We start from the raw sequence: 26,174 nt of genomic DNA, 5'->3' as shown, positions 1-26,174 counted from the left end.
CCCTTCATGGTCGATAACCTTTACGATGCCACGCCGCCTGCGCCTGCGCCACCCCCCTTGCGCCGGGGAAGCCGCCGCAGTCGGCGCCGCAGACGGCTTCGCACCTCGGCCACCCGCCGCGCCAGCTGGCGGCTTCGCTCACGCCGTTCCTTCTGCTCCATGGCGGCATAGCGCAGCCGCTCCAGGTGGTGGGCGCAAGCGCGCAGTGCCGGTCCAGCATCGCCCGCCTCATCAGCCGCCCGCCGCAGGTGGGCCGAGGGGGATTCCCCGGGCAACTGCCCCAGGCCCCGGCGGGCGAGCCAATGCTGGAGGCGTCGAATGCGCAGCGCCTCATCGCGCGCTTCACAATGCCGCCGCCAGGCTAGACGCACCAGCGCGGCAACTCCTGCAGCGGTGCCCGCCGCCATCAGCAGCCCCAGCACGCCGCCCAGCACGCCGCGTCCGGGGGCCAGCTCCACCAGCCAGTCCCACAGGGCATAGAGCCGAGCGGTCACTCTGGCCATCAAGTCGTTGCGTGCCTCGCGCTGGTAGCCGATCACGCCGCGCTGCCAACGGTACTCCATACGTTCCCAGTCCAGCCGCAGGCGGTTGACCCAGCCCACCTCGCGCATGCGCAGCGCCGAGAAGGGGGCATCGGCCAGGAAAGCCTCACGGCCATCGCTGACGGCCTGGGGGCCCTCCTCGATGCGCTCCGGCGCGATCGCCGCGGTGGGGTCGATGCGCTGCCAGGCGCCGTCGAGCCACACCTCGACCCAGGCGTGGGCATCGTAGTCGCGGATGGTGAAATGGCCATCGGGATGGCGTTCTCCACCCAGAAAGCCCGCCACCACGCGAGACGGCAAGCCCACCGCTCGGGACAACACCGCCAGCGACGAAGCGAAGTGGGTGCAGTAGCCGGCTCGGCTCTCGAAGAGAAACTCGTCGACCCGATCGGCGGAGGTCAGTCGCGGCGGCGACAGGGTGTAGCGGAACGGCGCCTCGCCGAAGCGCGCCAGGACGGCCCCCAGAAAGGCCCGCGGCTCACCGCCGCTCTCGCGCCACAGTCGCTCGGCCAATTCGCGGGTGCGGGGATTGCCCTCCGCGGGCAGCATGGCGTGCCAGGCGGAGCCGGCCGGGTCCGGATTCGCCGGCGCCCGGCCGGTGCTGCTGGTGCGCAGCAGGCTGCGCGAGGCCAGCGGCGAAGTGCCCTCCAGGGTGCCGTCGGCCAGGAAACGCTGGGGCTCATCGGTGGCCAGCGCCGCGCCCAGCGAGGGGCGCCATGGTCGGCTGTCCGGCTCGAGCAGCAGCTCCGCCTCGAAGCGCGGCGCCTCATCGAGCCAGGGCGAGCGGCGGCCTTCAACAACAAACTCGCCCAGTGGACGATCCAGGGTGGCGGCCAGGCGCTCGGGGTTCGTCCGCCGCCAGCGCTCGCCGTCGAAGTCGGAGAGGGTGTATACCCGCCAGTAGCGCTCCGCCGGGGCCGGTTCGAGGCCATCGAAGCTCGCCCGAAAGGCGCGAGCATCGCTGCGAGAAAGCTGGGCGATGTCGCCCGGGGCGATCTCGTCGGTGAGCCCGGTGGAGGCGCGATCGGCCTGGGGCAGGTTCCACAACGGCCCCAGACGCGGAAAGACCGCGAACAGCATTAGCATCAGCGGCGCCGAGAAGATCAGCAGCCAGGCACTTTCCCGCCAGGCCCGGCGCGCATCGCCACCGGAGAGCCACACCAGCGAGTGGACCAGCCAGGCCAGCACCACCAGCCCTCCAGCGGCCATCGGGATGCCCTGGTCATGCAGGAAGGCCACGGTGGTGGCGACTAACCCGATCGCCACCACCACCCGACCGTCGCGGCGGGTATGGGTCTCGAGCAGCTTGAGCAGGTAAACGCCGAGCAGCAGGCCGATCATCGATTCCATCTGCCCCAGGGTGCCGTAGTGGAGCCACAGGCCGCCGGTTAACGCCCCTACTCCGGCCAGGCGCAGCAGCACCCCGGCACGCCTCTGACGCCGGCGTAGCTGCAAATAGCGATAGCCGGCCACCAGCAGGGCGATGGCCGCGAGCCAGGTCGGCATCCAGGCTAGATGCAGGGCCAGCACTAGACACTGGCCTAGAAACAGCTGGCGCAGCATGGCGCCGCTGAGGGTCCTGACGTCGGCCAGCACCGCCTCGCCGCCGACGCGGCCGATTGTCTTGCGCCTCATCGTCCCGCTCCCTTTTCGCCCGAGGGGGAAAAGCGTGCCAGTGCCTCCAGAGCCTGGCGGCGTTGGTGGGGGCCCTCGCCCTGGGACAGCGTCACGCCGGGCAGGCGCAGGCCATAACGGTCGCCGGCCAGGTGATGGGCCAGCACCCGGGCACAGAGAAGAGAGAGCCGCCGTTCGGGGTCGCCCCGGCAGGCGTCGTAGTCGAGCCACAGCTGCTGCCGGGGCGGCAGACTGAAAGCCTTGGCGGCCAACACCCCGGTACGGCTCCATTGTTTCCAAGCCAGCCGGGCTGGGCTATCGCCGGGCTGGGCGCGGCGAAGTCCGGCGAAGTCGGTGGCCTCCAGGCCTTCGCCGACGCGGCGATGCTCGGGCTCTACATCGTCCAGGGGCTGTGGATAGACCAGGAACCGCTCATCGCTCTCGAGCCAGGCCAGAGCACGCACCAGCCCCAGCGGCCAGCGGGTCTCCAGGCGAAGCAGCGGCAGGGGCTGCTCGCCACGCACCGGGGCCGGCAAGGCCAGGATGGCCTCGCCTAGTCCCTCAGGCAGGTCGATACGCGCCAAAGCGTCCCCGGCGTGGAGTTCAAGCGCCGTGCGCGGCCGCCCCCCAGACAGCGCCACGCCCAGGCGCGCCTCGCCGCCCGCGAACACCTCGTGGGGCAAACGCAGGGTGAGGGTAACCCCGAGCAAGTTGCGCCAGGCACGCAGCAGGGCCACCACGCCCAGGCCGAACAGCCAGAACGCCATCACATAGGCAAGGGTGTTCTGATAGTTGATGCCGAACATCAACAGCAAGAGGAAAAGCAGCGCCCAGCCCATCCCGAAGCGGGTCGGCAGCAGGAATAGCCGCCGCTGGGGCAGCGCGGCGCCGGGGCGGATCGCCACGCGCCGCCACCAGCGCTCGCTCAGCACGGCGTGTCTCATTTTCAGGCTGCCACCGGCACACGGGCCAGCAGGTGGCGCGCCAGGGCGTCGCCCTCCTCGCGCCGACCGTTGCTCAAACGGTGGCCCGCCACCGGCCCCCATACGGCCTGGACGTCCTCGGGCAGCACATGGTCGCGCCCCTCGAGCAGCGCCCAGCCGCGAGCGGCCTGCAGCAGCGCAAGCGCGCCACGAGTCGAGAGCCCCCAGGCCAGCTCGGGGTGGTCGCGGCTGGCGGCCACCAGCGCCTGGACATAATCGAGCAGCGCATCGGCCACGTGGATGTTGTCCAGGCGTGCCTGCCAGGCGAGCAGCCGCTCGGCATCCAGCAGCACCGGCAGAGCCTGGAGGCGCACCCGTCCGGCGCGGCCACGCAAAATCTCTCGCTCAGCGCCACGGTCCGGATAGCCCAGCGAGAGGCGCATCAGGAAGCGATCGAGCTGGGATTCCGGCAGAGGGAAGGTGCCGGCCTGCTCCTGGGGGTTCTGGGTGGCGATCACGAAAAAGGGATCCGGCAGCGGGCGGGTCTCCCCTTCCACGGTCACCCGCCCTTCCTCCATGGCCTCGAGCAAGGCACTTTGGGTCTTGGGGGTAGCACGATTGATCTCATCGGCCAAGACCAGGCCGTGAAAGATGGGGCCTGGGTGGAAGGTGAAGCGCGCCTCACGAGGGTCGAACACCGAAACCCCGAGCACGTCAGCGGGCAACAGGTCGCTGGTGAACTGCAGACGCTGCATGTCGAGTCCGGTGACACGTGCCAGCGACTGGGCCAGGGTGGTCTTGCCCAGCCCCGGGAGGTCCTCGATCAGCAGGTGGCCGCGGCAAAGCAGGCAGCAGAGCGCCAGGCGCACCTCTCGGGTCTTGCCCAGCACCACCCCCTCCAGGGCCGCCACCACCGCCTCAAGCTCGTTGAGCCGTGCCGGTCTGTTCATGATGTGGCCTCCAGCAGGCCTGCATCGAGCAACGCCTGCAGCGCCTGGCGGGTGTCCGGGGTGACCCCGGGAAGCTCGAGGGCGTCTGCGGGCGTGCACCAGAACACCTCAGCCACCTCCTCCGCCTGCAGCGCCAGCGGGCCGCTGTATTCGACCAGAAACAGGCTCCCGAAGATGTGATTTCCCCCCTCGGCGTGGACGAACTCCCCGGCGGGGCGCAGTGGCACGCCGCGGATGCCGAGTTCCTCAGCCAGCTCGCGTCGCGCCGCCAGGTGTTCCGCCTCACCGGCTCCCACCACGCCGCCGGCGGCCAGATCGAGCCCGCCGGGGAAGACCTCCTTGGTCTGGGTGCGGCGCTGCACGCAGATCTCGCCGCGGGCGTTGTGCACCACAATGTAGGTGGCTCGATGCCAGAAGCGAAAACGCCGCATGGCGGCGCGCCAGGCGCTGCCGCAGGGACGGTTGCGGGCATCCACCAGTTGGATACGCTCGCGGGCGACGTGCGGCGTCGGCAGCGGCTCGTCGCGAAGGGCGTCGGTCATGGGCATCTCCCCGGGGAAATGCCCCAAGCCTACCCAGTCGGCGCCGCGGCGTCACGTCGACCGCCCCACCGCTTGCCGGCTAGCCTCCAACGCTGCCTATGCCAGCGGCCCGGCCGCCACTCGCAGCGCCAGGGCCAGCAGCAGCACCCCGGTAATACGATTGATCCAGTGGGAACGCGCTTGCAGCCAGGGGAGCACACGAGAGTGGGAGAGCCCCAACGCCACCAGCACGTACCAGCCGCCGTCGATGATCATCGCCGTGAGCACAATCACCGCCTTGGCGGCCAGGCTCATGTCAGGAGTGACGAATTGGCTGAGCAGAGCGATGAAGAACAGGATCAGTTTGGGGTTGCCCAGCGCCACCAGCATGCCCTCCCGGGCCGCCTGGCGCCGGGTGGTCACTACCGCCCCCGCCACCAGTGGACCGGCCCGACCGGCAAGCAGGGCCTTGATGCCGAGCCAGGCCAGATAGGCTGCGCCGGCCCAGGTGATCATCTGGAACAGCACCGGCAGACGCACGATCAGTGCGCCGAGCCCCCACACGGTCAGCAACGCATAAAGGCCCACGCCGAGCGCATGGGAGAGCCCGGCCACCACCCCGGGAGCGCGCCCCCCTCCCAGCGTATGGCGCAGCACCAGGGCCAGGCTGGGCCCCGGCGACATCGCGCCCATGGCGCAGACTGCCACCAGGGATAGCCAGAGTGAAAACGGCATAATGAAAAACACCCTCTCAGCGGTGGAACTGCTTCTCGCGTTCCGGCTGCCAGAAGATGGCATCGACGCGCAGCTTGACCTCGTGGCCGTCCGGCAGTGGCCAGTCGATGGTGTCGCCGATGCGCAGGCCGATCAGCCCCGCCCCCACCGGCGCCATGACCGAGATGCCATCCTCGGTGGTGGCCAGGGCATGGGGATAGACCAGGGTGCGGATCATCTGGCGGCTGCGGGTCAAGTCGGTGAACTGGACCCGGCTGTTCATGCTGACCACGTCCTCTGGAATCTCTTCGGGATCGATGACCTCACCGCGCTCGAGTTCCTCCTCGAGAGCGTCGGACACGAAACGATCCTTGTCGCCAGCCGTGTCGATCAGACGCTGCAGGCGCTCGGCATCGAGGCGATTGATGATAATGGGGGGGCGATATGTCATGCGACCTCCTGATAGCCCGTCAACGCAGAGAGAAAGCCTTGGCGGCCATCCAATAAAAACAGCCCTCCACCCCCGAAGGAGGAAGGACTGTCGAATAAATTCATCATAAGCCCAATGACGGGGCTTGTCAGTCCCCCGTGCTCGGGCCGCGATGCCGAGTGGCCAGCACCACCACTCCCACGACCACCAGGGCTAACCCCACGAAGGCCACCGGGTTCCACGCTCGCCAGCCAGTGACCCCAAGCACCACTCCCAGGCCGATGACTCCCCCGGCAAAGCTCTTCACACCCATAGCACCCTCCTGGCAATCGACAATGGCTCCAGCATGGGTCCAACGGTCGGGGCCTGCAACCGCTCAGGCGCCTGGCAGCCCCTGTCCCATGGCGAGCTTCAAGGCGATGGCGGCCATCATGATCCCGATGGTCCCGTCAATCAGCCGCCATGCCAGCGGCCGGGACAGCCAGGGCGACAGTGCCGCTCCCCCCCATGCCAGCAGGCTGAACCACAGCACCGATGCCGTGCCTGCCCCGGCCAGGAAGATTGCCTCGCTGGACTGCTGCGCCCCCACCGCGGGGATCAGCAACAGCGTATCCAGGTAGACCTGCGGGTTGAGGAGGGTTACCGCCAGGGTAGCCAGCACTACCTGGCGCAGCCCCCGCACCTCGCCGCCGGCCAGGCCCAGCCCCCTCTGCCCGGTCAGTGCCCGGCGCAGCGCGTGGAAAGCCAGCCAGCTCAGGAAGGCCACCCCCGCCCAGCGCATCGCCTCCAGCGTCGCCGGCATCGCCAGCAGCAGGGCACTGACCCCGAACATTCCCAGCGTCAGCAGCGCGAGGTCGGCGCTCATGCACAGTCCCGCCGACCACCAGTGGTACTGGCGCCGCGTCGCCAGCCCCAGCACATAGGCATTCTGCGCTCCGATGGCGACGATGATTCCTCCGCACACCAGCAGCCCCGTCAGGTAGCTCTCCAGCATCTTGCCCCCCCACATCGGTGTCGTATGGCCGCCAGATTACCCGGCCCCGAGCATTTGCAAAAATCATCCTGTTAATGCCCTATCAGTTTTTCTTATGATCAGGGCATAACCATTCAGCACGCGAGGCAACATGCTGGACTACAAGCTTCTCGAGGCGCTGGCCACGGTGGTCGAGTGCGGCGGCTTCGAACGCGCCGGCGTCAGTCTGGGGCTCTCCCAGTCGGCGATATCCCAGCGCATCAAGGCGCTGGAAGTACGCCTGGGCCAACCGGTACTCGTGCGCGCGCCGGCGCTTGAGCCAACCCTCGCGGGCAGGCCACTACTCAATCATTTCCAGCAAGTGCAACTGCTGGAGCGCGACCTGCGCCGGGCGCTGCCCACCCTGGACAGCACCTCGCCGCGGCTGCGCATCGCAGTGAATGCCGACAGCCTGGCCACCTGGTGGGCCGAAGCGGTAGGCCAGCTTTGCCAGGAAGAGGGCCTGCTGATCGACCTGGTGGTGGAGGATCAGGATGTGGGCCTTAAGCGCATGCGCAATGGAGACGTGGCCGCCTGCCTGTGCGCCAGCCCCCAGCCCATCGCCGGAGCCCGCTGTGTGGCGCTGGGCACCATGACCTACCATCCGCTGGCCACACCGGCCTACCGCAAGCACCATCTGCCAGCGGGGCCAACACCCGAGGCGTTCCGCCACGCGCCTGCCATCGTTTACGGCCCCCACGACCAGCTGCAGCACCGTTTCCTGGCCCAGCGCGGCTATCGCGGCGCCTTCCCATATCATCTCTGCCCCTCTTCGGAGGGCTTCGTGAGACTGGCACGCGCCGGCATGGGCTACGGCATGATGCCGCTCATGCAGGTCGAAGAGTGGGTGAACGGGGGCGAACTGGTCAGTATCGTCCCTGGCCAGGTGCTGGAGGTACCGCTCTACTGGCATTTCTGGCGGCACAGCGGCGAGTTGGTCGAACACCTGACGGCGGCGCTGCAAAAGGTGCAGCTGCAGTGATTTTGCGTACGGTTTGCTACGCAGTCCTGGCGACCACGCTGGCAAGCCACTGATATCCCGACATCTCTGAACCACCTTACCCTCAGATCGATGCGCCCGGCCACATGAGCATAGCTGCATAAACTATTCTTTGCTGCAATGCAACAAAAAAGGGCCTATGGTAGTAGGTGTCCCAATCAGGAGGACTTATTCCATGCAACATTCCAACGTATTTACCTTCGATACCGAAGTCCTCGCGTTCTGGCACAGCCAGGCGCAACTCCATAACGCCGCATTCGACGCCTATCTAGCCTACCTGGGCTGATTCTGCTTCTTGCAGCCTGTTCGGCGCTGCGCTTTTGTTTGTATTCAGGCCTGAAGCGCCACGCAGGTAAGTCGAAACGCTGGGTAGGGCGCCCGTGAGGGGCCCAGCAACAAGTCGCTCCTCGGGGGAACGTCATCCCGCGAGGAGCGCCCTTGCGTCGCGACCACTGACATCACCATCACGACCGGCCACGCCGCTTCGGTAGGATTAGCCTACGCGTCGCCGTCTGTCCTAGACTGGCGGGTCAATTGTCACGCGAAGGAAAGACACCATGCAGTCACGCTACTTCACCATCAACGACTTCCCCCAGGGCACGCCGGCTCGCGAACTGTTCGAGTTGCATGAGGCCGAGCTTCCCGTTCTGGCCGAGGGCGAGGTACGCATCCGCAACACCTGGCTCTCGGTGGACCCCTACATGCGCGGGCGCATGAGCGGTGTGAAGACCTACATCGACCCCTTCGTCATCGGCGAGCCGCTGGAAGGCGCCGCGGTGGGCGAGGTGATCGAGTCTCGGGATACGCGCCTGGCCGTGGGCGACAAGGTCCGGCACATGGCCGGGTGGCGGGACATCGCCCAGCTGCCGAGCGACCAGGTGGAGCCGCTGCCGGGCATTGATGTGCCGGAGCAGGCCTATCTCGGCGTGCTGGGCATGCCGGGCATGACCGCCTGGACGGGCCTGAACCGGATCGCCGAGATGAAGGCGGGCGACAACGTGCTGGTCAGCGCCGCCAGCGGCGCGGTGGGCTCGCTGGCCGTGCAGCTGGCCAAGGCTCGGGGCGGCACCGTGGTGGGCATCGCCGGGGCCCCGGAGAAGCTCGAGTGGCTGGAGTCCCACGGCATCAAGGCGGTGAGCTACCGCGATCGGGATGCCCAGCAACTGACCGAGGCGCTCCAGGCGGCCTGCCCGGATGGCTTTGACGTCTATTACGAGAACGTCGGCGGCGTCTGCCTGGAGGCGGCTCTCAACACCCTGCGACCCGGCGGCCGCATCGCCGTGTGCGGAATGATCGCCCGCTATAACGCCGAGGGGCCGGCACCGGGGCCGAGCAACCTGGCCATGCTGCTGATCCATCGCCTGCGGATGCAGGGCTTCATCATCTTCGACCACTGGTCCGACTATCCGCGCTTCCTGGAAGAGGTCGGCCCGAAGGTAGCCAACGGCGAGATCGACTACGCGGAGACCGTCGAGGAAGGCCTGGAGCGCACGCCGGAGGCCTTCCTGGCCCTGTTCGAGGGCGCCAACACCGGCAAGATGCTGGTAAGGCTCTGACCCACGCCCCATAGATGGTTTCCGAGGAGAGACGCCATGAATGCCATCAACCCCGACAAGCTGCACCACAGCAAGTGGACCGCGGCACGGCCCCGGCACAAGGAGAAGCACTTCCTGGTGACGGCGCTGGAGCGCGACGAGGAGGAAAACGTGGTTGCGGTGACGCTCGAGGCCGTCTACACAAACCGCGAGACCACCCTGCCCTGGCAGGTGCTCAAGGATGACAACACCTGGCTGATGGGCTGGCGCTGATTGTTGTTGGACCACAAGAAGTCACGACATATATCCGGTTCACGTCGTCGACGATCGGATGGCTGTCGTATCCGGTATTCGATGGTAGGGTTGCAGCAAAATACCCCAGAGGATCCGCGATGATTGACCGAAAATGGCAAATACCCGCGGCAACCTCCAATATCCTTGCGACCTCATGACGTCCTTCCATGATGCTTCACCGTTGGCCATCCTCGGCCACACTTCCCTTCTCGATAGGCTCCAGACTCCGGTCTGGATCTTCGATATCGAGAAAGAGCGGATGCTCTATGCCAATACCGCCGCCGTGAGGCTCTGGGGAGCCGACACCCCACAGGCACTCTATGCCCGTGACTTCGCGTCGACGATGAGCGAGGCGACCCGCCATCGACTGGCGGACTACCACCCTCGCCTGATGGAAGGTGAGGTCATCGATGAGCACTGGAGCTTCTATCCCGGCAACCAGGCCCTCTCCATGCACTGTCGCTGCAGCGCGGTGGATATCGATGATGGTCGAATCGGCATGCTGGTGGAGGGCCTCGAGAACGAAATCTCACTGGATCCCTCCAGCCTGCGTGCCCTGGAGGCCGTAAGGCACACTCCCATGATGGTCTCGGTGTTCGACGGGCAGGGTCAACCGCTCGTCAGCAACCCCGCCGCCCTCGCGGCCCGCTCGGGCCTGATCTCCTTCGTCGATTGCTTCGAAGATCAGGACGCTGCCTGGCAGATCTTCCACCAGCTGGAGAGCGAACCGAGATGCTCCGTGGAGGCGCTCATGCGAATCAGCGAAGGCGAGCGCTGGCATCATGTTGATCTATGTCGCGCCACCGACCCCAAGACGGGCCTGCCGATGATCGTGATGGGCGAGTTCGATATTACAGCGCGCAAGACACTGGAAACCGCGCAGATCGTCTCCAAACGCCAACTGGAGGTGGTCATCGAAGGCCTGGACGTGGGTTTGCTTCTCGAGGACGAGAATCGCCGGGTCATCGTGGCGAATCAGGCCTTTTGCGACCTCTTCGCCGGCGGAGCGCCTCCCGAGGACCTCGTGGGCATTGACTGTCGGGAGGCCGCCCAGTCGTCCAAGGCGCACTTCATGGAGCCGGAAGGCTTTGTTACGCGAATCGAGGAGCTGCTTGTTGCAAAGCGCAAGCAGACCCGCGACCTGCTGACCATGGCGGATGGCCGCTTTCTGGAGCGCGCCTACACACCCCTGTTCGTCGCCGACGAGTACCATGGCCACCTCTGGGTATACCGGGATATTACCCGGCAGCGGCATCAGGAGGACGACTGGGCCCGCAAGGCCAGCACCGACCCCTTGACTGGCCTGGCCAACCGGCGTTCCTTCGACGAATCCGCCAGACGAGTCGCCAGGTCGGTCGCGGAAGATGGGCTTCGGGCGGCCCTGCTGATGATCGATATCGATCGCTTCAAGGCCATCAACGATACCCTGGGCCACGCCGAAGGCGACAAGGGCCTGCGGCTGCTGGCAGACACTCTGCGACATCACCTCCGCCAGAGCGACCTGCCCTGCCGAACCGGCGGGGAGGAGTTTATGGTGATCCTGCCCGGTATGTCGCCCGAGGAAGCCACTGCCGTCGCCTGGCGCCTGCTGCGCCAGATCGCCGAAGCGACGATCGAGGCAGAGGAGCTGCCCTTTCACTTCACGGTGAGCATTGGCGTCACCTCCTTCACTCCCGCCGATTCAAGCGTCGAGACCGTCACCAAACGGGCCGATACCGCCCTTTACCTTGCCAAGCACGCGGGCAGAAATCGCGTGGCGGTTCGCTGGTAGCGATGGCGCCCCGATAAGATTTTCGGCAAGGCATGTTCAGCGAGCCGCTCGGTTCCCTGGCGTTCCTCTCGGCATCGTGAGGGCAGCCGGGATTTCAGGCCCACCCGCTAAGATACCGAAAAGAGCGGGCACCTCTCTTCGATACCTTCTGACTGTTTAGCGCTCCGGCGTGTCATCCCGACTGTCTCTCTGGGAGACCTCGGGGACCGAGGAAGTCACCTTACTGATCAGTTGAGGGACGAAGCGTTCGGAGAAGCCTGCCACGAACGACCAGAACAGCAGCTTGGCCAGGTCCGGACCGGAGCTCGGATAAGTTTCCCGAAAGATGTGCAGCATGAAGTCCTCGCCCTCCTTGATATCCTCTCGGGTCGGAAATGAGAAGGCGGGAAACAGATCGCCCGAGACGATACCAGAGAGAAACACCAGGTAAAGCACCAGGGCGAATACCCCACCGAAGATGGGAACCAGTAGAATCTGGAACCAGGAGGCATTCAACAACGCGAGTTCCTCGTCCGTCACCTTGTTCAAGCGTTGCTGAATACTGACAAATCCCCCGATGATGCCGCACAGCGGCACCGCCCAGGTCACCAGAAATCGCTGATTGTAGAAAAAGGTCAGCGCGAAGATCGCACCCAGCACGGCGACCGCCACCGTCGTCATGACGATCAGTCGCTTGGTGATGGCATGAATATGTCGGATACGCTGCATGACGAGGCCTTCTAACCCCGGGTTATCTGGCGATTCCTTGTCCTCTGACGCGTGCCGCTGTTCTCTCTTGACGATAGTCGATTTGCCCATGGCCCACCACGCCGGGTCCGCTGGCAGCCGGAGGTGATGCAGTAGTCACCCCCTCATGCCGGGCCACAGCAGGACTTGAACTTGCGCCCGCTGCCGCAGGGGCAGGGCGCATTGCGGCCGGGTTTGAGCCGATGGACGGCGGGGCTGCCATCGAGATAGAACCAGCGCCCCGCCTCCCGCACGAAGCGTGAGGACTCTTCCAGCAGCGACCAGTGTTTGCCCTCGCGGAAGGTGGCGCGGAAATGCACCCATCCCCGCTCGTCCTCCTCGCCGCTCTCGAGCACCTCGAGCCGCTTCCAGACGGTCGCGGCGTCTGCCCCCAGGCTCGACGGCCGGCTGCTCGGGTGCCAGGTCGCCAGCAGGTAGTCGGGAAGGTCGAGCACGAAGGCGCTGTAGCGCGAGCGCATCAGTGCCTCGGGCGTGGGCGCCGGCACGCCGGCATGATGGCGAGCACAGCAGTCGGTGAGTGGACGACCACTACCGCAGGGGCAGGCTGTGCGGGCGGGGTGCATCATCTCAGCCAAAGCCTCTTGTCAGTGACTCCCATACCACGAAGGGCCGATCATTGATGGACCCTTCGTAACCGGCATGACGGCAGTCGCCGTCACTCCCACTCGATGGTCGCCGGTGGCTTGCTCGAGACGTCATAGGTCACCCGGGAGACGCCGGTGATCTCGTTGATGATGCGGTTGGAGACGGTCTCCAGCAGCTCGTAGGGCAGGTGCGCCCAGCGGGCGGTCATGAAGTCGATGGTCTCAACGGCGCGCAGGGCGATGACCCACTCGTAGCGGCGTGCGTCGCCGACAACACCGACGGACTTCACCGGCAGGAAAACGGCGAACGCCTGGCTGGTCTTGTGGTACCAGCCGGCGCGGTGCAGCTCCTCGATGAAGATGGCATCGGCCTCGCGCAGGATGTCAGCGTACGCCTTCTTCACCTCTCCAAGGATGCGTACGCCCAGCCCCGGCCCCGGGAAGGGGTGGCGGTAAACCATGTCGTAGGGCAGGCCGAGCTCTACACCGAGCTTTCGGACCTCGTCCTTGAACAGCTCGCGCAGCGGTTCGACGAGCTTGAGCTTCATGGTCTCGGGCAGGCCACCCACGTTGTGATGCGACTTGATCACATGGGCCTTGCCGGTCTTTGCGGCGGCGGACTCGATCACGTCCGGGTAGATGGTGCCCTGCGCCAGGAAATCCACGCCGTCGATCTTGCTGGCCTCGTCATCGAAAACGTCGATGAAGGTGTTGCCGATGATCTTGCGCTTGAGCTCGGGGTCGGCCTCGCCTTCGAGATTGCCCAGGAACAGCGCTTCAGCGTCCACACGGATCACCTTGACCCCCATGTGGCGCGCAAAGGTCTCCATCACCTGGTCGCCCTCGGCCTTGCGCAGCAGGCCGTTGTCGACGAACACACAGGTCAACTGGTCGCCGATGGCCTTGTGCAGCAGCGCTGCCACCACTGAGGAATCTACCCCGCCGGAGAGGCCGAGCAGCACGTGGCGGTCGCCCACCTGCTCGCGGACACGGGCGATCTGGTCCTCGATGATCTGCGCCGGTGTCCAGAGACGCTCGGCGCCGCAGATCTCCAGCACGAAGTGCTCGAGGATGCGCAAGCCCTGGAGGGTGTGGGTCACCTCGGGGTGGAACTGCACGCCATAGAAGCGCTTCTCCTCCCAGGCCATGGCGGCCACCGGGCAGCTCGGCGTGGAGGCGGTGACGGTAAAGACGTCGGGCACCCGGGAGACCTTGTCGCCGTGGCTCATCCACACATCGAGCAGGTTCCTGCCGGTCTCGTGGTCAATATGATCCGAGATGTTCCGAAACAGCGCGGTCTCTTCATCGATACGGATCTGCGCGTAGCCGAACTCGTGGACCTTCGAACCCTCGACGGCACCGCCGAGCTGCTCGGCCATGGTCTGCATGCCGTAGCAGATGCCCAGCACCGGCAAATTCATCTCGAACACGCACTGGGGTGCACGGGGCGAGCCCAGCTCGGTGACGGACTCCGGGCCGCCGGCGAGGATGATGCCGTTGGGGGCGTACTCGCGGATTTCGGCCTCGGTGATATCGAAGGCGCGAACCTCTGAATAGACGCCGATCTCGCGCACGCGGCGGGCGATCAATTGGGTGTACTGGGAGCCGAAATCGAGGATCAGGATCTTGTGGGCGTGAATATCGGTCATGAAAGCGTCTCGGTGTGGCGGCAAGCCGGATCCAAAAACGAGCGGCGGGGTTAGCCCCGCCGCGTCAGATCAGTGTGCGGGATCACCCGGCCCGGTAGTTCGGGGCTTCCTTGGTGATCTGCACATCGTGCACATGGGATTCAGCAAAGCCGGCTCCGGTGATCTGCACGAACTCCGGCTTGGTGCGCATCTCATGAATGTTGGTGCAGCCGGTATAGCCCATGGAGGCGCGCAGGCCGCCCATCATCTGGTGGACGATGGCGCTCATCACGCCCTTGTAGGGCACGCGGCCCTCAATGCCTTCCGGTACCAGTTTTTCGGCGCCTTCGGACTTGTCCTGGAAGTAGCGATCGCTGGAGCCCTGGGTCTGGGACATGGCGCCCATGGAGCCCATACCGCGATAGGCCTTGTAAGTGCGACCCTGGAAAAGCTCGACTTCGCCAGGAGCCTCCTCGGTGCCGGCCAGCAGACCACCGACCATCACGCAGCTGGCGCCGGCAGCAATCGCCTTGGCCAGGTCGCCAGAGAAACGCACGCCACCATCGGCAATCAGAGGGATGTCATAAGGCTCGAGCGCGGCGGCAACGTTGGACACCGCGGTGATCTGCGGCATGCCCACGCCGGCGACAACCCGCGTGGTGCAGATTGAGCCAGGGCCGATGCCCACCTTGACGGCGTCGGCACCGGCCTCAGCCAAGGCCTTGGCGGCCGCAGCGGTGGCGATGTTGCCACCCACCACCTGAATCTGCGGAAAGTGTTCCTTCATCCAGCGCACCCGATCGATCACGCCCCTGGAGTGGCCGTGGGCGGTATCGACGACGACGACATCCACACCGGCCTCGGCCAGGGCGGCCACCCGGTCAGGGGTCTCGGCCCCGGTACCCACGGCGGCGCCGACCAGCAGGCGGCCGTCGGCGTCCTTGGCGGCATGCGGGAAGGTGCGCGCCTTCTCGATATCCTTGAAGGTCACCAGCCCGCGCAAATGAAAGCGCTCGTCTACCACTAGCATCTTCTCGACGCGGTGCTCCTGCATCTTGCCCTTGATGACGGCAAGATCGGTGCCTTCGATGACCGTCACCAGACGCTCGCGAGGGGTCATGATGTCAGCAACGCTGTCGCCATGGTTGGGCTGGAAACGCATGTCACGCTCGGTGACGATGCCTACCAGTGTCTCGCCCTCCACCACCGGGAAGCCGCTGAATCCATGCGCCTGAGCCATGTTCAACAGGTCCTCCAGCTTGGCCTCGGGCCCAACGGTGACCGGGTCCTTGACGATAACGCTTTCGTGTTTCTTGACCTTGCGCACCTCGGCGGCCTGGTGGGCGATGGTCATGTTCTTATGGATGATGCCGATGCCACCTTCCTGGGCCATGGCGATGGCCAGGCGGGCCTCGGTCACGGTATCCATGGCCGCGGAGACCAGGGGTATGTTGAGGAAAAGGTCGCGGGTCAGGCGAGTCCGAAGGCTGACATCCTTAGGTAGGACCTCGGAGTAGCCTGGAATAAGCAGTACGTCGTCAAACGTAAGCGCTTCTTGGGCCATACGGAGCATAAGCAGCAACACCCAGTGAACGGGAGGGAAGGAAGAAGTTAATCCCCCATTATAGCGGCCAAGGGTGGGTGACGTCATCCGAGGTACGGCTTTCGTCTGTCAATATGCTCGTACTCAGCCTCCGTGAACTATGCTGCGAGAAGATCATGCGTCCAAGGAGAGAACGATGCGCCAACATGCCCTCACCCTCGCCATTGCCACCTTGGCCGGCGGCCTGGCCTTAGGCGCCCAGGCCCAGCCGGCCTACGAGCCCCAAGGCCTCTACTCCGCCGAGGCCATTCTCGACGCCGACGTCTACCTGACCCGCGACCCCGACGAGCGCGTCGGCGAGGTCGAAGACATTCTCTTCGACGAGGCGATGCAGGTCACTGCCCTGGTGGTGGAAAGCGGCAGCGTGTTGGGGCTGGGCGGTCGGGAATTCATTGTCGAGTCCGGCCGGTTCACCCTCATCACCCATTATGATGACGACGGCGACGCCGAACACCGCGTGATGCTCGTGGCCACCGCCCAGGAGCTCGAAGGCTATCCAATCTTCAGCGACGACTGGTGGGAGCAGGCCCGCGAACGCTCCCGTGAGGCGTGGCTGCAGACCCAGGAGGGTGCCGAGAGCGCCTGGCAGACCACCCAGGAAGGGGCCGAGCAGGCCTGGGAAATCACCCGCGAGAACGCCCGACGGGCCTGGGAAGCGGCCCGTGACGCGGTGGGCGCCGACAACTGATTCGCCTTCCCTTCAGCGACAATCGCCGCTGCTGATTCGCCGCCGGGCCCCGCGCTCGGCGGCGCTGCGTAAGGGGGTCAGAGCCGGTGGCCGACGTGGTAGGCTGGGGCCGTCAGTTCCAGGAGCCGAATCCATGCCCACCGCACCCGACGCCCTCTCCGTCAGCGACGTCAACCACCGCGCCCGACAGACTCTTGAGCGGGACATCGGCGAACTGTGGGTGGAAGGCGAACTCTCCGGGGTATCGCGGCCAAGTTCCGGCCACCTCTACTTCACCCTCAAGGATGACCAGGCTCAGCTGCGCTGCGCGCTGTTTCGCACCCGCGCTCGCTTCGTGGCGACCCCCATGCGCGACGGTGACAGGGTGCGCGTGCGTGGACGGCTCTCAATCTTCGAGCCCCGTGGCGACTATCAGCTGATCGCCGAGGCCGTTCAGGCGGTCGGAGTCGGCGAACTGCTCGCCGCCTTCGAGCGGCTAAAGACGAAACTCGCCGCTGAGGGAGTGTTTGCCAACGCCAGACCCCTGCCTTGCCCGCCCCGCCACCTGCTGGTGCTCACCTCACCCACCGGCGCAGCGGTCCGCGACGTGCTGGCGGTGCTGGCGGCCCGCTGGCCACTGGCCCATATCACCCTGATACCGGTGCCGGTGCAGGGCCGCGAGGCGGCACCCGCGCTGATCGCGGCGCTGGGACTGCTCAATCGACAGCCGGCGCTGGACCCGCACAGCGACGCCATTCTGATCACCCGTGGCGGTGGCAGTCTGGAGGACCTGTGGGCCTTCAATGACGAGCATCTGGCCCGGGCAATATTCCATTCCCGCTTGCCGGTGATGTCGGCGGTGGGCCACGAGGTAGACGTGACCCTGGCCGACTTCGCCGCCGACGCCCGTGCACCGACCCCATCGGCCGCTGCCGAACAGCTGGTGCCGGACCAGCGCGAGCTGGCCCGCCGTATCGTGGCGCTGGAAATGCGCCTGGGCCGCGCCTTCGAGGCGCGACTGGAGCGAGAAGCCCAGCGGCTCGACCACCTGCGCGCTCGGCTGCGCCACCCCGGCGAGGTCCTGGTGCGCCGCCGCGAGGCCCTGGCACTCATTCAGGGGCGACTGGAACGCGCCATAGCCTCCCGTCTGGAAACCGAGCGTCGCCACCAGCGCCAGTTAGCAGTCCGCCTGGCCGCCCATGCCCCTGCACGTCGCCTTGCCGAGGCCGGCGAGCGTCTCGCCCGAGCCAGGACACGGCTGCATATCGCCATGCCTCGGCAACTGGCGGGCCACCGCCAGCAGCTGTCGGCGGTGGCGCGAGAACTTCAGGCGGTAAGCCCCCTGGCGGTACTGGGTCGGGGCTACGCTATCCTGGAAGACGACAAAGGGCAGGTGGTGCGTCGAGCGGCGGACACTGCACCCGGCCAGGCACTCAGCGCCCGGATTGGCGAGGGGCGACTCGACCTCAAGGTGATCCGCACCGACGCCTGTGACACCACACCACAGAGTGGGACCCCATCAGGTCGATAGATTTTGGAATATAGATATTCCAAAAAACAATATATATGATTGTTTCGAAGCCCCGATAGACGTCAACAGGCTAAGACCTATATCGAAGCACTCGACATGTCCTACCCTGGCACTCCGCCAGAGCCTGCGGGGCATGTCACAGCCAGCAACCAGCCAGTAAGGAGACACACCATGTCACTACGTATCAATGATGTTGTACCGGATTTCGAAGCCGACACCAGCCAGGGCCCCATTCGTTTCCACGAGTGGATTGGCGACAGCTGGGCCATTCTGTTCTCCCATCCCAAGGATTTCACGCCGGTCTGCACCACCGAATTCGGCGCCGTTGCGCGCTTGAACGATGAGTGGAACAAGCGCGGCACCAAGGTGATTGGCGTCTCGGTGGATGGCGTGGAGGAGCATAAGGGCTGGATCAACGATATCGCCAGTTTCGCAGGCTGCGACGTTGGGTTTCCTATCATCGCCGATGAAGACCTGAAGGTCGCCAAGCTGTTCGATATGCTGCCCGCAGAAGCCTATATGCCAGACGGTCGCACGCCGGCCGACAGCGCCACCGTCCGTTCGGTATTCATTATTGGCCCGGACAAGCAGCTCAAGCTCTCAATGACCTACCCGATGAACGTTGGCCGCAACTTCGCTGAGGTGCTGCGCGCTCTGGATGCTCTGCAGACCGCCAACGGCCAGGGCGTAGCCACCCCCGCCGACTGGACCGTGGGACAAGACGTGATCATTCCACCGTCGGTTTCCAATGAAGACGCCAAGGCAAAGTACGGCGAATACGAGACCGTCTTCCCCTACCTGCGCCGTACCAAGCTGCCAAAATAAGCCGCTTTTCGCAGCGCGCGTACCCGCGTTACCCCCGCCCGATGGCGGGGGTTTCTCGTTGGGGGGCGGGAAGTATCAGCGATCGGGCTTGAAAGCGCTGGGCTCAAGATCGTGGCGACCCAGCAGCTTGTAGAAATCGGTACGGTTGCGCCCGGCGATGCGCGCCGCCTGGGTGACGTTGCCCTCGGTGATCTTGAGCACCTTGACCAGGTAGCTGCGCTCGAAGGCGGCACGGGCGTCATTGAAAGTGGGCAGGGCGCTGTCCTCGGCGATCAGGGCCTGGGACACCAGCGCCTCGGGAATCATCGCCGTGCTGGTCAGCGCCACGCACTGCTCCACCACGTTGACCAGCTGACGCACGTTGCCGGGCCAGGCGCTGGCGGCCAGAAGGTTGAGCGCCTCCGGAGAGAACCCCTTCACGAATGGCTTGTGACGCTCGGCCGCCTTGGCCACCAGGTGCTTGGCCAGCAGCGGCACATCCTCGGCGCGCTCCTTGAGCGCCGGCAGACGCAGGTTGACCACATTGAGGCGATAGTAGAGATCCTCGCGGAACTCTCCCTCGCGCATGGCTCGGTCCAGGTCGCGGTGGGTGGCCGAGATGATACGCACATCGATAGGAGTTGACTGGGTGGAGCCCAGTGGGCGGATCTGACGCTCCTGCAGGGCCCGCAGCAGCTTGACCTGCAACGGTAGCGGCATGTCGCCGATCTCGTCGAGGAACAGGGTGCCACCGTCGGCGGCCTTGAACAGGCCCTGATGCTCGCTCACCGCGCCGGTGAAAGCGCCCTTGGCGTGGCCGAACAGCTCGCTCTCCAGCAGTTGCTCCGGCAATGCGCCACAGTTGATTGCCACGAAGGGCTTGTCGGCCCGAGGGCTCACCCGGTGAATGGCATTGGCCAGCAGCTCCTTGCCGGAGCCGGAAGCGCCGGTGACCAGCACGCTGACGTCGGAGCTGGCCACCATGCGCGCCTGCTCGAGAATGCGTTCCATGACCGGGCTGCGGGTGATGATCTCGGCGCGCCAGGCGTCGTCGCCCTCCAGGGCGGGTCCGGGCGCCTGAGCCAGGGCTTCGTCGATGGCGGCAAACAGTTCGTCGCGGTCTACCGGTTTAGTCAGAAAACCGAACACGCCCTGGCGGGTGGCGCTGACCGCGTCGGGGATCGAGCCGTGGGCGGTCAGCAGAATCACCGGCATTCCCGGCGCCTGTCGCTGCACCTCTTGAAACAGCGCCAGGCCGTCCATCTCGTCCATGCGCAGATCGGTCAGCACAAGCTCCGGACGATCCAGTTCAAGGGCCTTGAGCGCCTCGCGGCCGCTCTCGGCGGTGGTGACCCGGAAACCGCGGCTCTCCAGGCGCATGCCCAGCAGCTTGAGCAGGCTGACATCGTCATCTACCAGCAGGATATGCGGGCCGGCCACACCGCGCGGGCCCATCGCTGCGACGCCCCCCATTCGGGCGCCTTGGGCGTGGGCCTGCAGGTGCAGGGAGGTGGCGTGCTTCACATGATTCTCCTGTGAGTCGTTCTACTGTCAGTCGTTCTGCTGTCGCAGGTTGATGCTCTGTTCGATGGCGGTAAGCGCCTCAAGCTTCTCGGCCAACGCGGCGTTCTCTTCTTCCAGCGCCACCCGGCGACGCTCGGCGCTGACCAGTTCTCCACGAACCCCCACCAGACGACGGGCCATGGCGCGGCGCCCCTCCAACTCGTTTAGCCAATAGCGCAGCAGCGGCTGGAGCTCGGCCGGCGCGGCGTTCAGGTCGGCCTTGTAGAGTTCCGAGGCCTGGTCCCACTGACGCTCGCTGCCCCAGGCCAGGGCCACCGCCCGCGCCAGACGGCGTTCGCTGGCACGGCCTTCCAACTGCGCCAGCATGGCGTCGCGCCAGGCGCGATCGCCACGCTGGGAGGCAAGGCCGAAAGCTGCCCAGTCAGGTAGCAGGCATGCTTTGTCAGCAAAATCGGGAACCTCGGCCCGGCAGTCCCCGGTCGTGCGCCCAGCGGGCGCGGCAAAGGGCGACTCGGGCAGCAGCTCACAGCCGGCCAGCAATAGCACGGTCGCGCAAGCCAACAGCGAGCGGTATCGAATGGTGTCAATTCCTTGCATGGTGGCCCTCCTCCAGGGCGAGCATCCGGGAATGAGAAAGCTCGGCGGTGGGCATCGGCAGCGTCAGTCGAAAGCAGACCGCCAGCCGAGTCTCTGCCACCAGTTCAAGCCGACCGCATTGCAGCCGGGCGCAGTCGGCGGCAACCGAGAGGCCGATGCCGGAGCCCTTCAGTGGCCCCTTGCGTCGGACGCGCCCCTGGTAGAACGCCTCGAACAGCCGAGGGCGGTCCGCCTCGGCGATGGGCTCACCGCTGTTGGCCACTTCCAGCTCGAGTCGGTTCCGGCGGCGCCGGGCGCGAATCTCGAGTTCGCCGCCATCCGCGCCGTAAGCAATGGCGTTTGACACCAGGTTGTCGAGAATTCGCACGGTGGCGGTCCGATCCAGCGACCACTCCAGTGGGCCATCGAAACAGTTGACGGCCATGCCCTTACTGGCAAGTGCCAGGCGGTGCTTGGCCAGCACCTCACGGACCACGACGGCGACATCCATTCGCTCCGCAGGGACCTGGCGACCATGCTGCAGCAGGTTGTAGTCGAGCAACTGCTCGATCAGCCGCTGCAGTTCGGCACCGCTGGCGTCGATGATCTCAAGCACCTCGAGCTGGCGGGGGGTGAGCTCCCCAGCCACGCCGTCGGCGAGCAGCGCCGACCCCTCGCGCACACTGGCCAGGGGGGTCTTGAGCTCGTGGGACATGTGGCGCAGAAACTGCTGCTTCTCGGCCTCGAGCTCATCCAGCCGCGAGGCGAGCCAGTCGAGCCGCTCGTCGAGCTGAACCAGCTCGGCCGGGCCCTGCACGGGTTTCACCGCATCGCGGGGAGCCCCGCTGCCGATGCCGAGAATACGTCGCTCCAGCTGGCGCACCGGGCGGATGATCAGCCAGGAGAAAAGCAGCATCAGTACCAGGCTCGCCGAGACCAGCGCTGCGGTCTGCAGCCATAGCCTGACCTGCACCGTCTCGGCGCGTTCGCGGATAGCCTCGATACGGCTGTCGATCTGACGGTTGGTGTCACGCCTTATCACATCGGTGCGTTCGGCGAAGGCGGGAAACACTGCCAGTTGCTCCCGAAATACCTCGATGGGAAGAGCAGGCAGCCGCTCCAGCGCCTCGAGCTGGCGCTCCAGCACCGCCATGTCGCGCTCCTCACCAAGCAATTCCTGCTGCTGCGCGAGGACCGCACGATACTCCTCGAGGCGCTCGGCGTAGATCTCGAGCAGGCTCTCCTGTTCCACCACGGCGTACTGTCGGGCGCTGCGCTCCAACTCCAAGGCCAATGCCCCGAGAGTCCGGGCTCGACGGGTCTCCTCCACCGCCTGGCGGGCGCTGACATCGGCCAAGCGCGACAGCTCGGAAAGCACCTGACCGGCCTGGAACATCAGCACGCCAAGGGGCAGCATCACCACAACAAAGGCGAGCAGGACGAGTTGAAACAGCGAGCGGGGTCGCCAGGGACGCGTCAAACGGGTGGTCATGTCCAGCATTCTTTGCAAGGTGATGCGTGGTAGAAAAGCAGGAGATACCGCCATCTTGTTCACCTGTAGAATACCAGAGATCAGCCGGCACACGCGGCATCGCGCCGCCTTCGACCAACCAGTGCAGCGCCTGGGAGGCGAAAAAAAGGGCCGGCAGAGCCGGCCCAAGTACGCAGGGAACTGAAGTATCTGGAAAGAGAACCGAGAGACCGCCTGGCCGGTACGCTCGATGCACTTTCTACGAGCCCGAAGGCCACGAAGCCATAGGGACCCATTTGCCGCCAGGGGCTGGCTCCACATGCGGGGGCAAACCATCGAATGATCCACCGCCCTGCTTCGTTACTGGCAACACCGCCTTGGCCAAGCCGATAGTGATGCTGCGCTATTCGATCCCCCCTGAGGGGGAGAGGCCTCCATGCCTGAGCATCCTTGCCCCTTGTGGTACACGTCCCTGACTACGTCGGTACCCGTCTCATCGCAACCTTGAGTCACACATCGCTATGAGCAGACGTTGATCGCTTCTGGAATCGGGCGCACAGGGCAGTGTTTTCCCGATGTCCTTGGCGATCGAAGACGATTCGAGTCGTAATGAACCGCTTCGTTGCTCGACAATACAATAGCGAATATCGTGCCATTGAAATATCAATTCCAATAAAATCATGAATTTAAAATGTTCAGCATGCGCGGCAGACTATCGGAAAGGCCAACGCGGAGCGTTGGCGGACCAATGACGGCGGTTTTTCGTTGCAATCTGGCAACAGTTTTTTTTGACGTTGCAAATAGCCATTAATAAACAGCAGTTTGCAGTGTCACTATCTAGCGACATCGGCCGGATGGGCGACGCAGGAATGCGACGCCCCCACGTACAGCCTATTAGGAAGGAGAAAGGCACATCAGCCTCGTCCAGCGGCCAGCGACTTGACCAGGATCTTGGACTTGCGTGCGTGATTGTAGGCGTCACGCTTGAGCAGTGGCAGCGCCTCGATATCGGCCAGACGGAAGCCGTGCTCGAAGAACCAATGGGTGGTATGGGTAGTCAGGGCGAACAACGCAGCCAAGCCGAGGCGCCGAGCACGCCGCTCGACCTCGGCCAGCAGCAACTCGCCGCGGTTGCCGCCGCGGTAGTCGCCGTGCACTGCCACGCAGGCCAGCTCCCCCATGTCGGCGGCGTCGAAGGTGTGCAGGGCGGCGCAGCCGATGATCATGCCGTCTCGCTCGATCACCAGATAGTCGTCGATCTCGTGCTCGAGACGCTCCCTGGAGCGCGGCACCAGCATGCCATGATGCTCGAGGGGTTCGAGAAGCTCCAGCAGGCCGCCGATGTCCGCCAGCTCTGCCGGGCGCAGCTGCTCGTAACGGTGCTGGGTGATCATGGTGCCTACCCCGTCACGGGTGAACAGTTCACCCAATAGGGCGTCGTGGTCGTGCCAGGAAAGCAGGTGGGTGCGGGCCACTCCGTGGCGAGCCGCCTGACAGGCAGCCTCCAGGTGGTAAGACAGCTCGCTACCGGACGCCACCTCTTCGAGGAGCGGCTCGGCTTCGGCCGGTGTCAGCTGGCGCTGCATCTGGCCGCTCTGGTCGAACAGGCCGCTGGCCTCGCCGAGCAGGATCAGCTTGTCGGCGCCCAGCGCCATGGCCGCGTGCTGGGCCACGTCGGAAGCGTTGAGGTCGAACACCTCACCGGTGCTGGAGAAGCCCAGCGGCGGAAGCACGACCAGCGAGCCGCGTTCGAGCAGGCCCTGAATGGCCAAGGCACGCACACGGCGAACCTCGCCGCTGCGATCGAAGTCGATCCCCTCGCGAACTCCCAGCGGCTTGGCCATGACCAGGTTGCCCGAGACAACGGTGAGTTCGACGCCGTGCATCGGAGTGTTGGGCAGCCCCAGCGACAGCCGTGCCTCGAGCCACAGCCGCTGCTCGGCGGCGACACGCTCGATGCAGGTCATCACCGCCTCGTCCGCCACCCAGCGACCCTGATGGAGGCCAGGCGCGATGCCGGCGTCATCCAGGGCCTTCTGCACCTGAGGGCGAGTGCCGAAGACCACCACCAGGCGCACGCCCAGGGTGTGCAACAGCGCCAGATCCTGGATCAGTTGCTCACCTCGCCCGCGCGCCATGGCCTCGCCCTCGATCAAGATGACAAAGGTACGCCCGCGGTGAGCGTTGATATAGGGCGACGAGTTGCGGAACCAGTCGACAAAGGGGAAGCGTGTATCCAAGGCCGCACTCCGGCAGCAGGTGAATGGAGAAAAGCGCAGACGTCGATGATAGCAGAGCACCGAAATAACCGCGGCTCCATCGACATTAGCTCTTCTGCCAGAAGCCCTGCTGCCTGAGACGGCAAGGCCCGCGACATGCGCGGGCCCTTTGGGTGTCTGTTGCTTGGCGGGTGATGACGACTAGCCGAAGATTCCCTTGAAGGTAAAAAAGAACAGGATGGAAAGGCCGGCACCGGCCGGCAAGGTAATCAGCCAGGACATCACAATGGTGCCGATGACGCGCAGGTTGAGCGCCGCCATGCCGCGGGCCAGACCCACGCCCAGCACTGCCCCCACCAGGGTGTGGGTAGTGGAGATGGGCAGACCGGTGCCCGATGCCAGCACCACGGTGGTGGCGGCGGCCAGGGTGGCGGCAAAGCCGCGGCTCGGGGTCAGCTCGGTGATGCCGGTGCCCACGGTGGCAATCACCTTGTGGCCATAGGTAACCAGGCCGACGACGATACCGCCGCCGCCCAGCACCAGCACCCACCAGGGCACCAGGGCGGCGCTGTCGATGACGCCGTCGCTGCGCACCACGCTGATGACTGCGGCCAGGGGACCAACGGCGTTGGCCACGTCGTTGGAGCCGTGGGCAAAGGCCATGGCGCAGGCGGTGAAGATCATCAGCACGCCGAACACGCGCTCCACGTTGCTGAAGCCGAAGTGGTCATCGGCACGGCGTTCATAGACCACGCGACGCTCCATGAGGATGCCGAGCCCCATGATCATCAAGCCAATCAGCAGGGAGAACAGGAAGCTTTGACCGAAGCCGAGATCGAGACCGACGTGCTTCAGGCCCTTGGTCAGGGTAACCATGGCGACGATAAAGCCCACCAGGAAGACATAGACCGGCACGTAGCGCTTGGCGGCGGCGAAGGGGTCATGGGACTCGAAGATCAGATGCTGCACCGACTTGAACAGCACAAAGGCGAGGGTACCGGCCAACAGCGGCGAGACCAGCCAGCTCGAGGCGATGGTGCCCACCTTGCCCCAGGCCACCGCCTCCATGCCCAGCCCCACCGCGCCGAAACCGACGATAGCCCCGACGATGGAGTGGGTGGTGGACACCGGCCAGCCCTTGGCCGAGGCAATCAGCAGCCAGATAGCCGCCGCCAGCAGCGCCGAGAGCATGCCGTAGACCAGCAGCTGAGGGTTGGCCTGGAGCAGTGCCGGGTCGACGATACCACCGCGGATGGTCGAGGTGACCTCTCCGCCGGCCAGCCAGGCGCCCAGAAATTCGAAGATCACCGCAATGATGATCGCCTGCTTGATGGTGATGGCCCGGGAGCCCACCGAGGTGCCCATGGCATTGGCCACGTCGTTGGCACCCACGCCCCAGGCCATGAAGAAGCCGAAGAGGCAGGCCAGGATGATGAAGATTTCGCCGTGCTGCGCGATGATCGCCATAGGGGATTCGTCCTATGTGGCTTGTCGTGAGTGGCGTATCTGGACAG

Annotated in this window: 24 protein-coding genes; 7 read left to right on the top strand and 17 right to left on the bottom strand. The window is 65.4% G+C overall.

The features are described from left to right. Positions 1-20: 20 nt before the first annotated feature. From ACFODV_RS09945 to ACFODV_RS09910, 8 genes are all read right to left on the bottom strand, one after another. The gene (locus ACFODV_RS09945; RefSeq protein WP_379758409.1) at positions 21-2,177 is read right to left on the bottom strand and encodes a transglutaminase TgpA family protein; all 2,157 of its coding nucleotides are present in this window, start codon (positions 2,175-2,177) and stop codon (positions 21-23) included. Then, positions 2,174-3,088 (bottom strand): DUF58 domain-containing protein, encoded by a 915-nt coding sequence (locus tag ACFODV_RS09940; protein ID WP_379758406.1) that lies wholly within the window; start codon positions 3,086-3,088, stop codon positions 2,174-2,176. The genes ACFODV_RS09945 and ACFODV_RS09940 overlap by 4 nt, the downstream gene beginning before the upstream one ends. Before the next feature lie 14 nt (positions 3,089-3,102). Then, complete coding sequence (locus ACFODV_RS09935; protein WP_379758403.1) at positions 3,103-4,029, bottom strand: AAA family ATPase; 927 nt, start codon at positions 4,027-4,029, stop codon at positions 3,103-3,105. Continuing rightward, entirely contained in the window at positions 4,026-4,571 is a 546-nt protein-coding gene (locus ACFODV_RS09930) for an NUDIX hydrolase (RefSeq protein WP_379758400.1), read from the bottom strand. The genes ACFODV_RS09935 and ACFODV_RS09930 overlap by 4 nt, the downstream gene beginning before the upstream one ends. Positions 4,572-4,667: 96 nt before the next feature. Next, positions 4,668-5,285: a LysE family translocator gene (locus ACFODV_RS09925; protein WP_379758397.1), complete on the bottom strand. Its 618-nt coding sequence runs from the start codon at positions 5,283-5,285 to the stop codon at positions 4,668-4,670. Between the two features lie 16 nt (positions 5,286-5,301). Next, positions 5,302-5,715, bottom strand: coding sequence for a nucleoside diphosphate kinase regulator (rnk, locus tag ACFODV_RS09920; RefSeq protein ID WP_379758394.1), 414 nt, complete (start codon positions 5,713-5,715; stop codon positions 5,302-5,304). Positions 5,716-5,842: 127 nt separating this feature from the next. Then, a complete protein-coding gene (locus ACFODV_RS09915) occupies positions 5,843-6,007 on the bottom strand; it encodes a hypothetical protein (protein WP_379758391.1) in 165 nt (54 codons plus the stop codon). A 63-nt stretch (positions 6,008-6,070) separates the two neighbouring features. Beyond that, a complete protein-coding gene (locus ACFODV_RS09910; protein ID WP_379758389.1) occupies positions 6,071-6,688 on the bottom strand; it encodes a LysE/ArgO family amino acid transporter in 618 nt (205 codons plus the stop codon). 130 nt (positions 6,689-6,818) lie between these two features. Between ACFODV_RS09910 and ACFODV_RS09905 the strand changes: the two genes are divergently transcribed. The 4 genes from ACFODV_RS09905 to ACFODV_RS09890 all read left to right on the top strand — a co-directional run bounded on the left by ACFODV_RS09905 (position 6,819) and on the right by ACFODV_RS09890 (position 11,306). Then, positions 6,819-7,688: a LysR family transcriptional regulator ArgP gene (locus tag ACFODV_RS09905; protein ID WP_379758386.1), complete on the top strand. Its 870-nt coding sequence runs from the start codon at positions 6,819-6,821 to the stop codon at positions 7,686-7,688. A gap of 575 nt (positions 7,689-8,263) precedes the next feature. Continuing rightward, entirely contained in the window at positions 8,264-9,262 is a 999-nt protein-coding gene (locus ACFODV_RS09900) for an NADP-dependent oxidoreductase (protein ID WP_379758383.1), read from the top strand. Positions 9,263-9,298: 36 nt separating this feature from the next. Next, positions 9,299-9,514, top strand: a complete 216-nt coding sequence (locus ACFODV_RS09895; RefSeq protein WP_379758380.1) for a TIGR02450 family Trp-rich protein — start codon at positions 9,299-9,301, stop codon at positions 9,512-9,514. Between the two features lie 175 nt (positions 9,515-9,689). Then, positions 9,690-11,306, top strand: a complete 1,617-nt coding sequence (locus ACFODV_RS09890) for a sensor domain-containing diguanylate cyclase (RefSeq protein WP_379758377.1) — start codon at positions 9,690-9,692, stop codon at positions 11,304-11,306. Positions 11,307-11,462: 156 nt separating this feature from the next. Here the strand turns inward: ACFODV_RS09890 and ACFODV_RS09885 are convergent, their stop codons facing one another. The 4 genes from ACFODV_RS09885 to guaB all read right to left on the bottom strand — a co-directional run bounded on the left by ACFODV_RS09885 (position 11,463) and on the right by guaB (position 15,838). Next, a complete protein-coding gene (locus ACFODV_RS09885) occupies positions 11,463-12,014 on the bottom strand; it encodes a hypothetical protein (RefSeq protein ID WP_379758374.1) in 552 nt (183 codons plus the stop codon). 143 nt (positions 12,015-12,157) lie between these two features. Then, a complete protein-coding gene (locus tag ACFODV_RS09880) occupies positions 12,158-12,619 on the bottom strand; it encodes a YchJ family protein (RefSeq protein WP_379758371.1) in 462 nt (153 codons plus the stop codon). Between the two features lie 89 nt (positions 12,620-12,708). Beyond that, positions 12,709-14,286: a glutamine-hydrolyzing GMP synthase gene (guaA, locus tag ACFODV_RS09875; protein WP_379758368.1), complete on the bottom strand. Its 1,578-nt coding sequence runs from the start codon at positions 14,284-14,286 to the stop codon at positions 12,709-12,711. 82 nt (positions 14,287-14,368) lie between these two features. Beyond that, positions 14,369-15,838, bottom strand: a complete 1,470-nt coding sequence (gene guaB / locus ACFODV_RS09870) for an IMP dehydrogenase (protein WP_379758365.1) — start codon at positions 15,836-15,838, stop codon at positions 14,369-14,371. Between the two features lie 166 nt (positions 15,839-16,004). Between guaB and ACFODV_RS09865 the strand changes: the two genes are divergently transcribed. The 3 genes from ACFODV_RS09865 to ACFODV_RS09855 all read left to right on the top strand — a co-directional run bounded on the left by ACFODV_RS09865 (position 16,005) and on the right by ACFODV_RS09855 (position 18,891). After that, positions 16,005-16,556, top strand: a complete 552-nt coding sequence (locus ACFODV_RS09865; protein ID WP_379758362.1) for a PRC-barrel domain-containing protein — start codon at positions 16,005-16,007, stop codon at positions 16,554-16,556. Between the two features lie 133 nt (positions 16,557-16,689). After that, positions 16,690-18,066 (top strand): exodeoxyribonuclease VII large subunit, encoded by a 1,377-nt coding sequence (xseA, locus tag ACFODV_RS09860; protein WP_379758359.1) that lies wholly within the window; start codon positions 16,690-16,692, stop codon positions 18,064-18,066. Positions 18,067-18,237: 171 nt separating this feature from the next. Continuing rightward, the gene (locus ACFODV_RS09855; protein WP_379758356.1) at positions 18,238-18,891 is read left to right on the top strand and encodes a peroxiredoxin; all 654 of its coding nucleotides are present in this window, start codon (positions 18,238-18,240) and stop codon (positions 18,889-18,891) included. Between the two features lie 75 nt (positions 18,892-18,966). Here ACFODV_RS09855 and glrR read toward each other — a convergent pair whose 3' ends face one another. From glrR to ACFODV_RS09830, 5 genes are all read right to left on the bottom strand, one after another. Continuing rightward, positions 18,967-20,325, bottom strand: a complete 1,359-nt coding sequence (glrR, locus tag ACFODV_RS09850) for a two-component system response regulator GlrR (protein ID WP_379758709.1) — start codon at positions 20,323-20,325, stop codon at positions 18,967-18,969. Between the two features lie 96 nt (positions 20,326-20,421). Continuing rightward, positions 20,422-20,991: a hypothetical protein gene (locus tag ACFODV_RS09845; protein ID WP_379758353.1), complete on the bottom strand. Its 570-nt coding sequence runs from the start codon at positions 20,989-20,991 to the stop codon at positions 20,422-20,424. Beyond that, positions 20,978-22,462: a sensor histidine kinase gene (locus ACFODV_RS09840; RefSeq protein WP_379758350.1), complete on the bottom strand. Its 1,485-nt coding sequence runs from the start codon at positions 22,460-22,462 to the stop codon at positions 20,978-20,980. The genes ACFODV_RS09845 and ACFODV_RS09840 overlap by 14 nt, the downstream gene beginning before the upstream one ends. 893 nt (positions 22,463-23,355) lie before the next feature. After that, a complete protein-coding gene (argA, locus tag ACFODV_RS09835) occupies positions 23,356-24,681 on the bottom strand; it encodes an amino-acid N-acetyltransferase (protein WP_379758347.1) in 1,326 nt (441 codons plus the stop codon). Between the two features lie 180 nt (positions 24,682-24,861). Then, positions 24,862-26,127 (bottom strand): inorganic phosphate transporter, encoded by a 1,266-nt coding sequence (locus ACFODV_RS09830; RefSeq protein WP_379758344.1) that lies wholly within the window; start codon positions 26,125-26,127, stop codon positions 24,862-24,864. Positions 26,128-26,174: the final 47 nt, after the last annotated feature.

Origin of the sequence: Halomonas tibetensis (assembly GCF_042643535.1) — a bacterium.
Classification (GTDB): Bacteria; Pseudomonadota; Gammaproteobacteria; order Pseudomonadales; family Halomonadaceae; genus Halomonas; species Halomonas tibetensis.
Note: the sequence above shows the minus strand (reverse complement) of the source record. Positions and strands in the feature narration are given on the sequence as shown.

Bases quoted from the DNA above. Each gene is read 5' to 3' on its own strand.
- ACFODV_RS09945 (WP_379758409.1), bottom strand. From the start codon at position 2,177: ATGAGGCGCAAGACAATCGGCCGCGTCGGCGGCGAGGCGGTGCTGGCC.
- ACFODV_RS09935 (WP_379758403.1), bottom strand. From the start codon at position 4,029: ATGAACAGACCGGCACGGCTCAACGAGCTTGAGGCGGTGGTGGCGGCC.
- ACFODV_RS09930 (WP_379758400.1), bottom strand. From the start codon at position 4,571: ATGACCGACGCCCTTCGCGACGAGCCGCTGCCGACGCCGCACGTCGCC.
- ACFODV_RS09925 (WP_379758397.1), bottom strand. From the start codon at position 5,285: ATGCCGTTTTCACTCTGGCTATCCCTGGTGGCAGTCTGCGCCATGGGC.
- rnk (WP_379758394.1), bottom strand. From the start codon at position 5,715: ATGACATATCGCCCCCCCATTATCATCAATCGCCTCGATGCCGAGCGC.
- ACFODV_RS09915 (WP_379758391.1), bottom strand. From the start codon at position 6,007: ATGGGTGTGAAGAGCTTTGCCGGGGGAGTCATCGGCCTGGGAGTGGTG.
- ACFODV_RS09910 (WP_379758389.1), bottom strand. From the start codon at position 6,688: ATGCTGGAGAGCTACCTGACGGGGCTGCTGGTGTGCGGAGGAATCATC.
- ACFODV_RS09905 (WP_379758386.1), top strand. From the start codon at position 6,819: ATGCTGGACTACAAGCTTCTCGAGGCGCTGGCCACGGTGGTCGAGTGC.
- ACFODV_RS09900 (WP_379758383.1), top strand. From the start codon at position 8,264: ATGCAGTCACGCTACTTCACCATCAACGACTTCCCCCAGGGCACGCCG.
- ACFODV_RS09895 (WP_379758380.1), top strand. From the start codon at position 9,299: ATGAATGCCATCAACCCCGACAAGCTGCACCACAGCAAGTGGACCGCG.
- ACFODV_RS09890 (WP_379758377.1), top strand. From the start codon at position 9,690: ATGACGTCCTTCCATGATGCTTCACCGTTGGCCATCCTCGGCCACACT.
- ACFODV_RS09885 (WP_379758374.1), bottom strand. From the start codon at position 12,014: ATGCAGCGTATCCGACATATTCATGCCATCACCAAGCGACTGATCGTC.
- ACFODV_RS09880 (WP_379758371.1), bottom strand. From the start codon at position 12,619: ATGATGCACCCCGCCCGCACAGCCTGCCCCTGCGGTAGTGGTCGTCCA.
- guaA (WP_379758368.1), bottom strand. From the start codon at position 14,286: ATGACCGATATTCACGCCCACAAGATCCTGATCCTCGATTTCGGCTCC.
- guaB (WP_379758365.1), bottom strand. From the start codon at position 15,838: ATGCTCCGTATGGCCCAAGAAGCGCTTACGTTTGACGACGTACTGCTT.
- ACFODV_RS09865 (WP_379758362.1), top strand. From the start codon at position 16,005: ATGCGCCAACATGCCCTCACCCTCGCCATTGCCACCTTGGCCGGCGGC.
- xseA (WP_379758359.1), top strand. From the start codon at position 16,690: ATGCCCACCGCACCCGACGCCCTCTCCGTCAGCGACGTCAACCACCGC.
- ACFODV_RS09855 (WP_379758356.1), top strand. From the start codon at position 18,238: ATGTCACTACGTATCAATGATGTTGTACCGGATTTCGAAGCCGACACC.
- glrR (WP_379758709.1), bottom strand. From the start codon at position 20,325: ATGGGCCCGCGCGGTGTGGCCGGCCCGCATATCCTGCTGGTAGATGAC.
- ACFODV_RS09845 (WP_379758353.1), bottom strand. From the start codon at position 20,991: ATGCAAGGAATTGACACCATTCGATACCGCTCGCTGTTGGCTTGCGCG.
- ACFODV_RS09840 (WP_379758350.1), bottom strand. From the start codon at position 22,462: ATGACCACCCGTTTGACGCGTCCCTGGCGACCCCGCTCGCTGTTTCAA.
- ACFODV_RS09830 (WP_379758344.1), bottom strand. From the start codon at position 26,127: ATGGCGATCATCGCGCAGCACGGCGAAATCTTCATCATCCTGGCCTGC.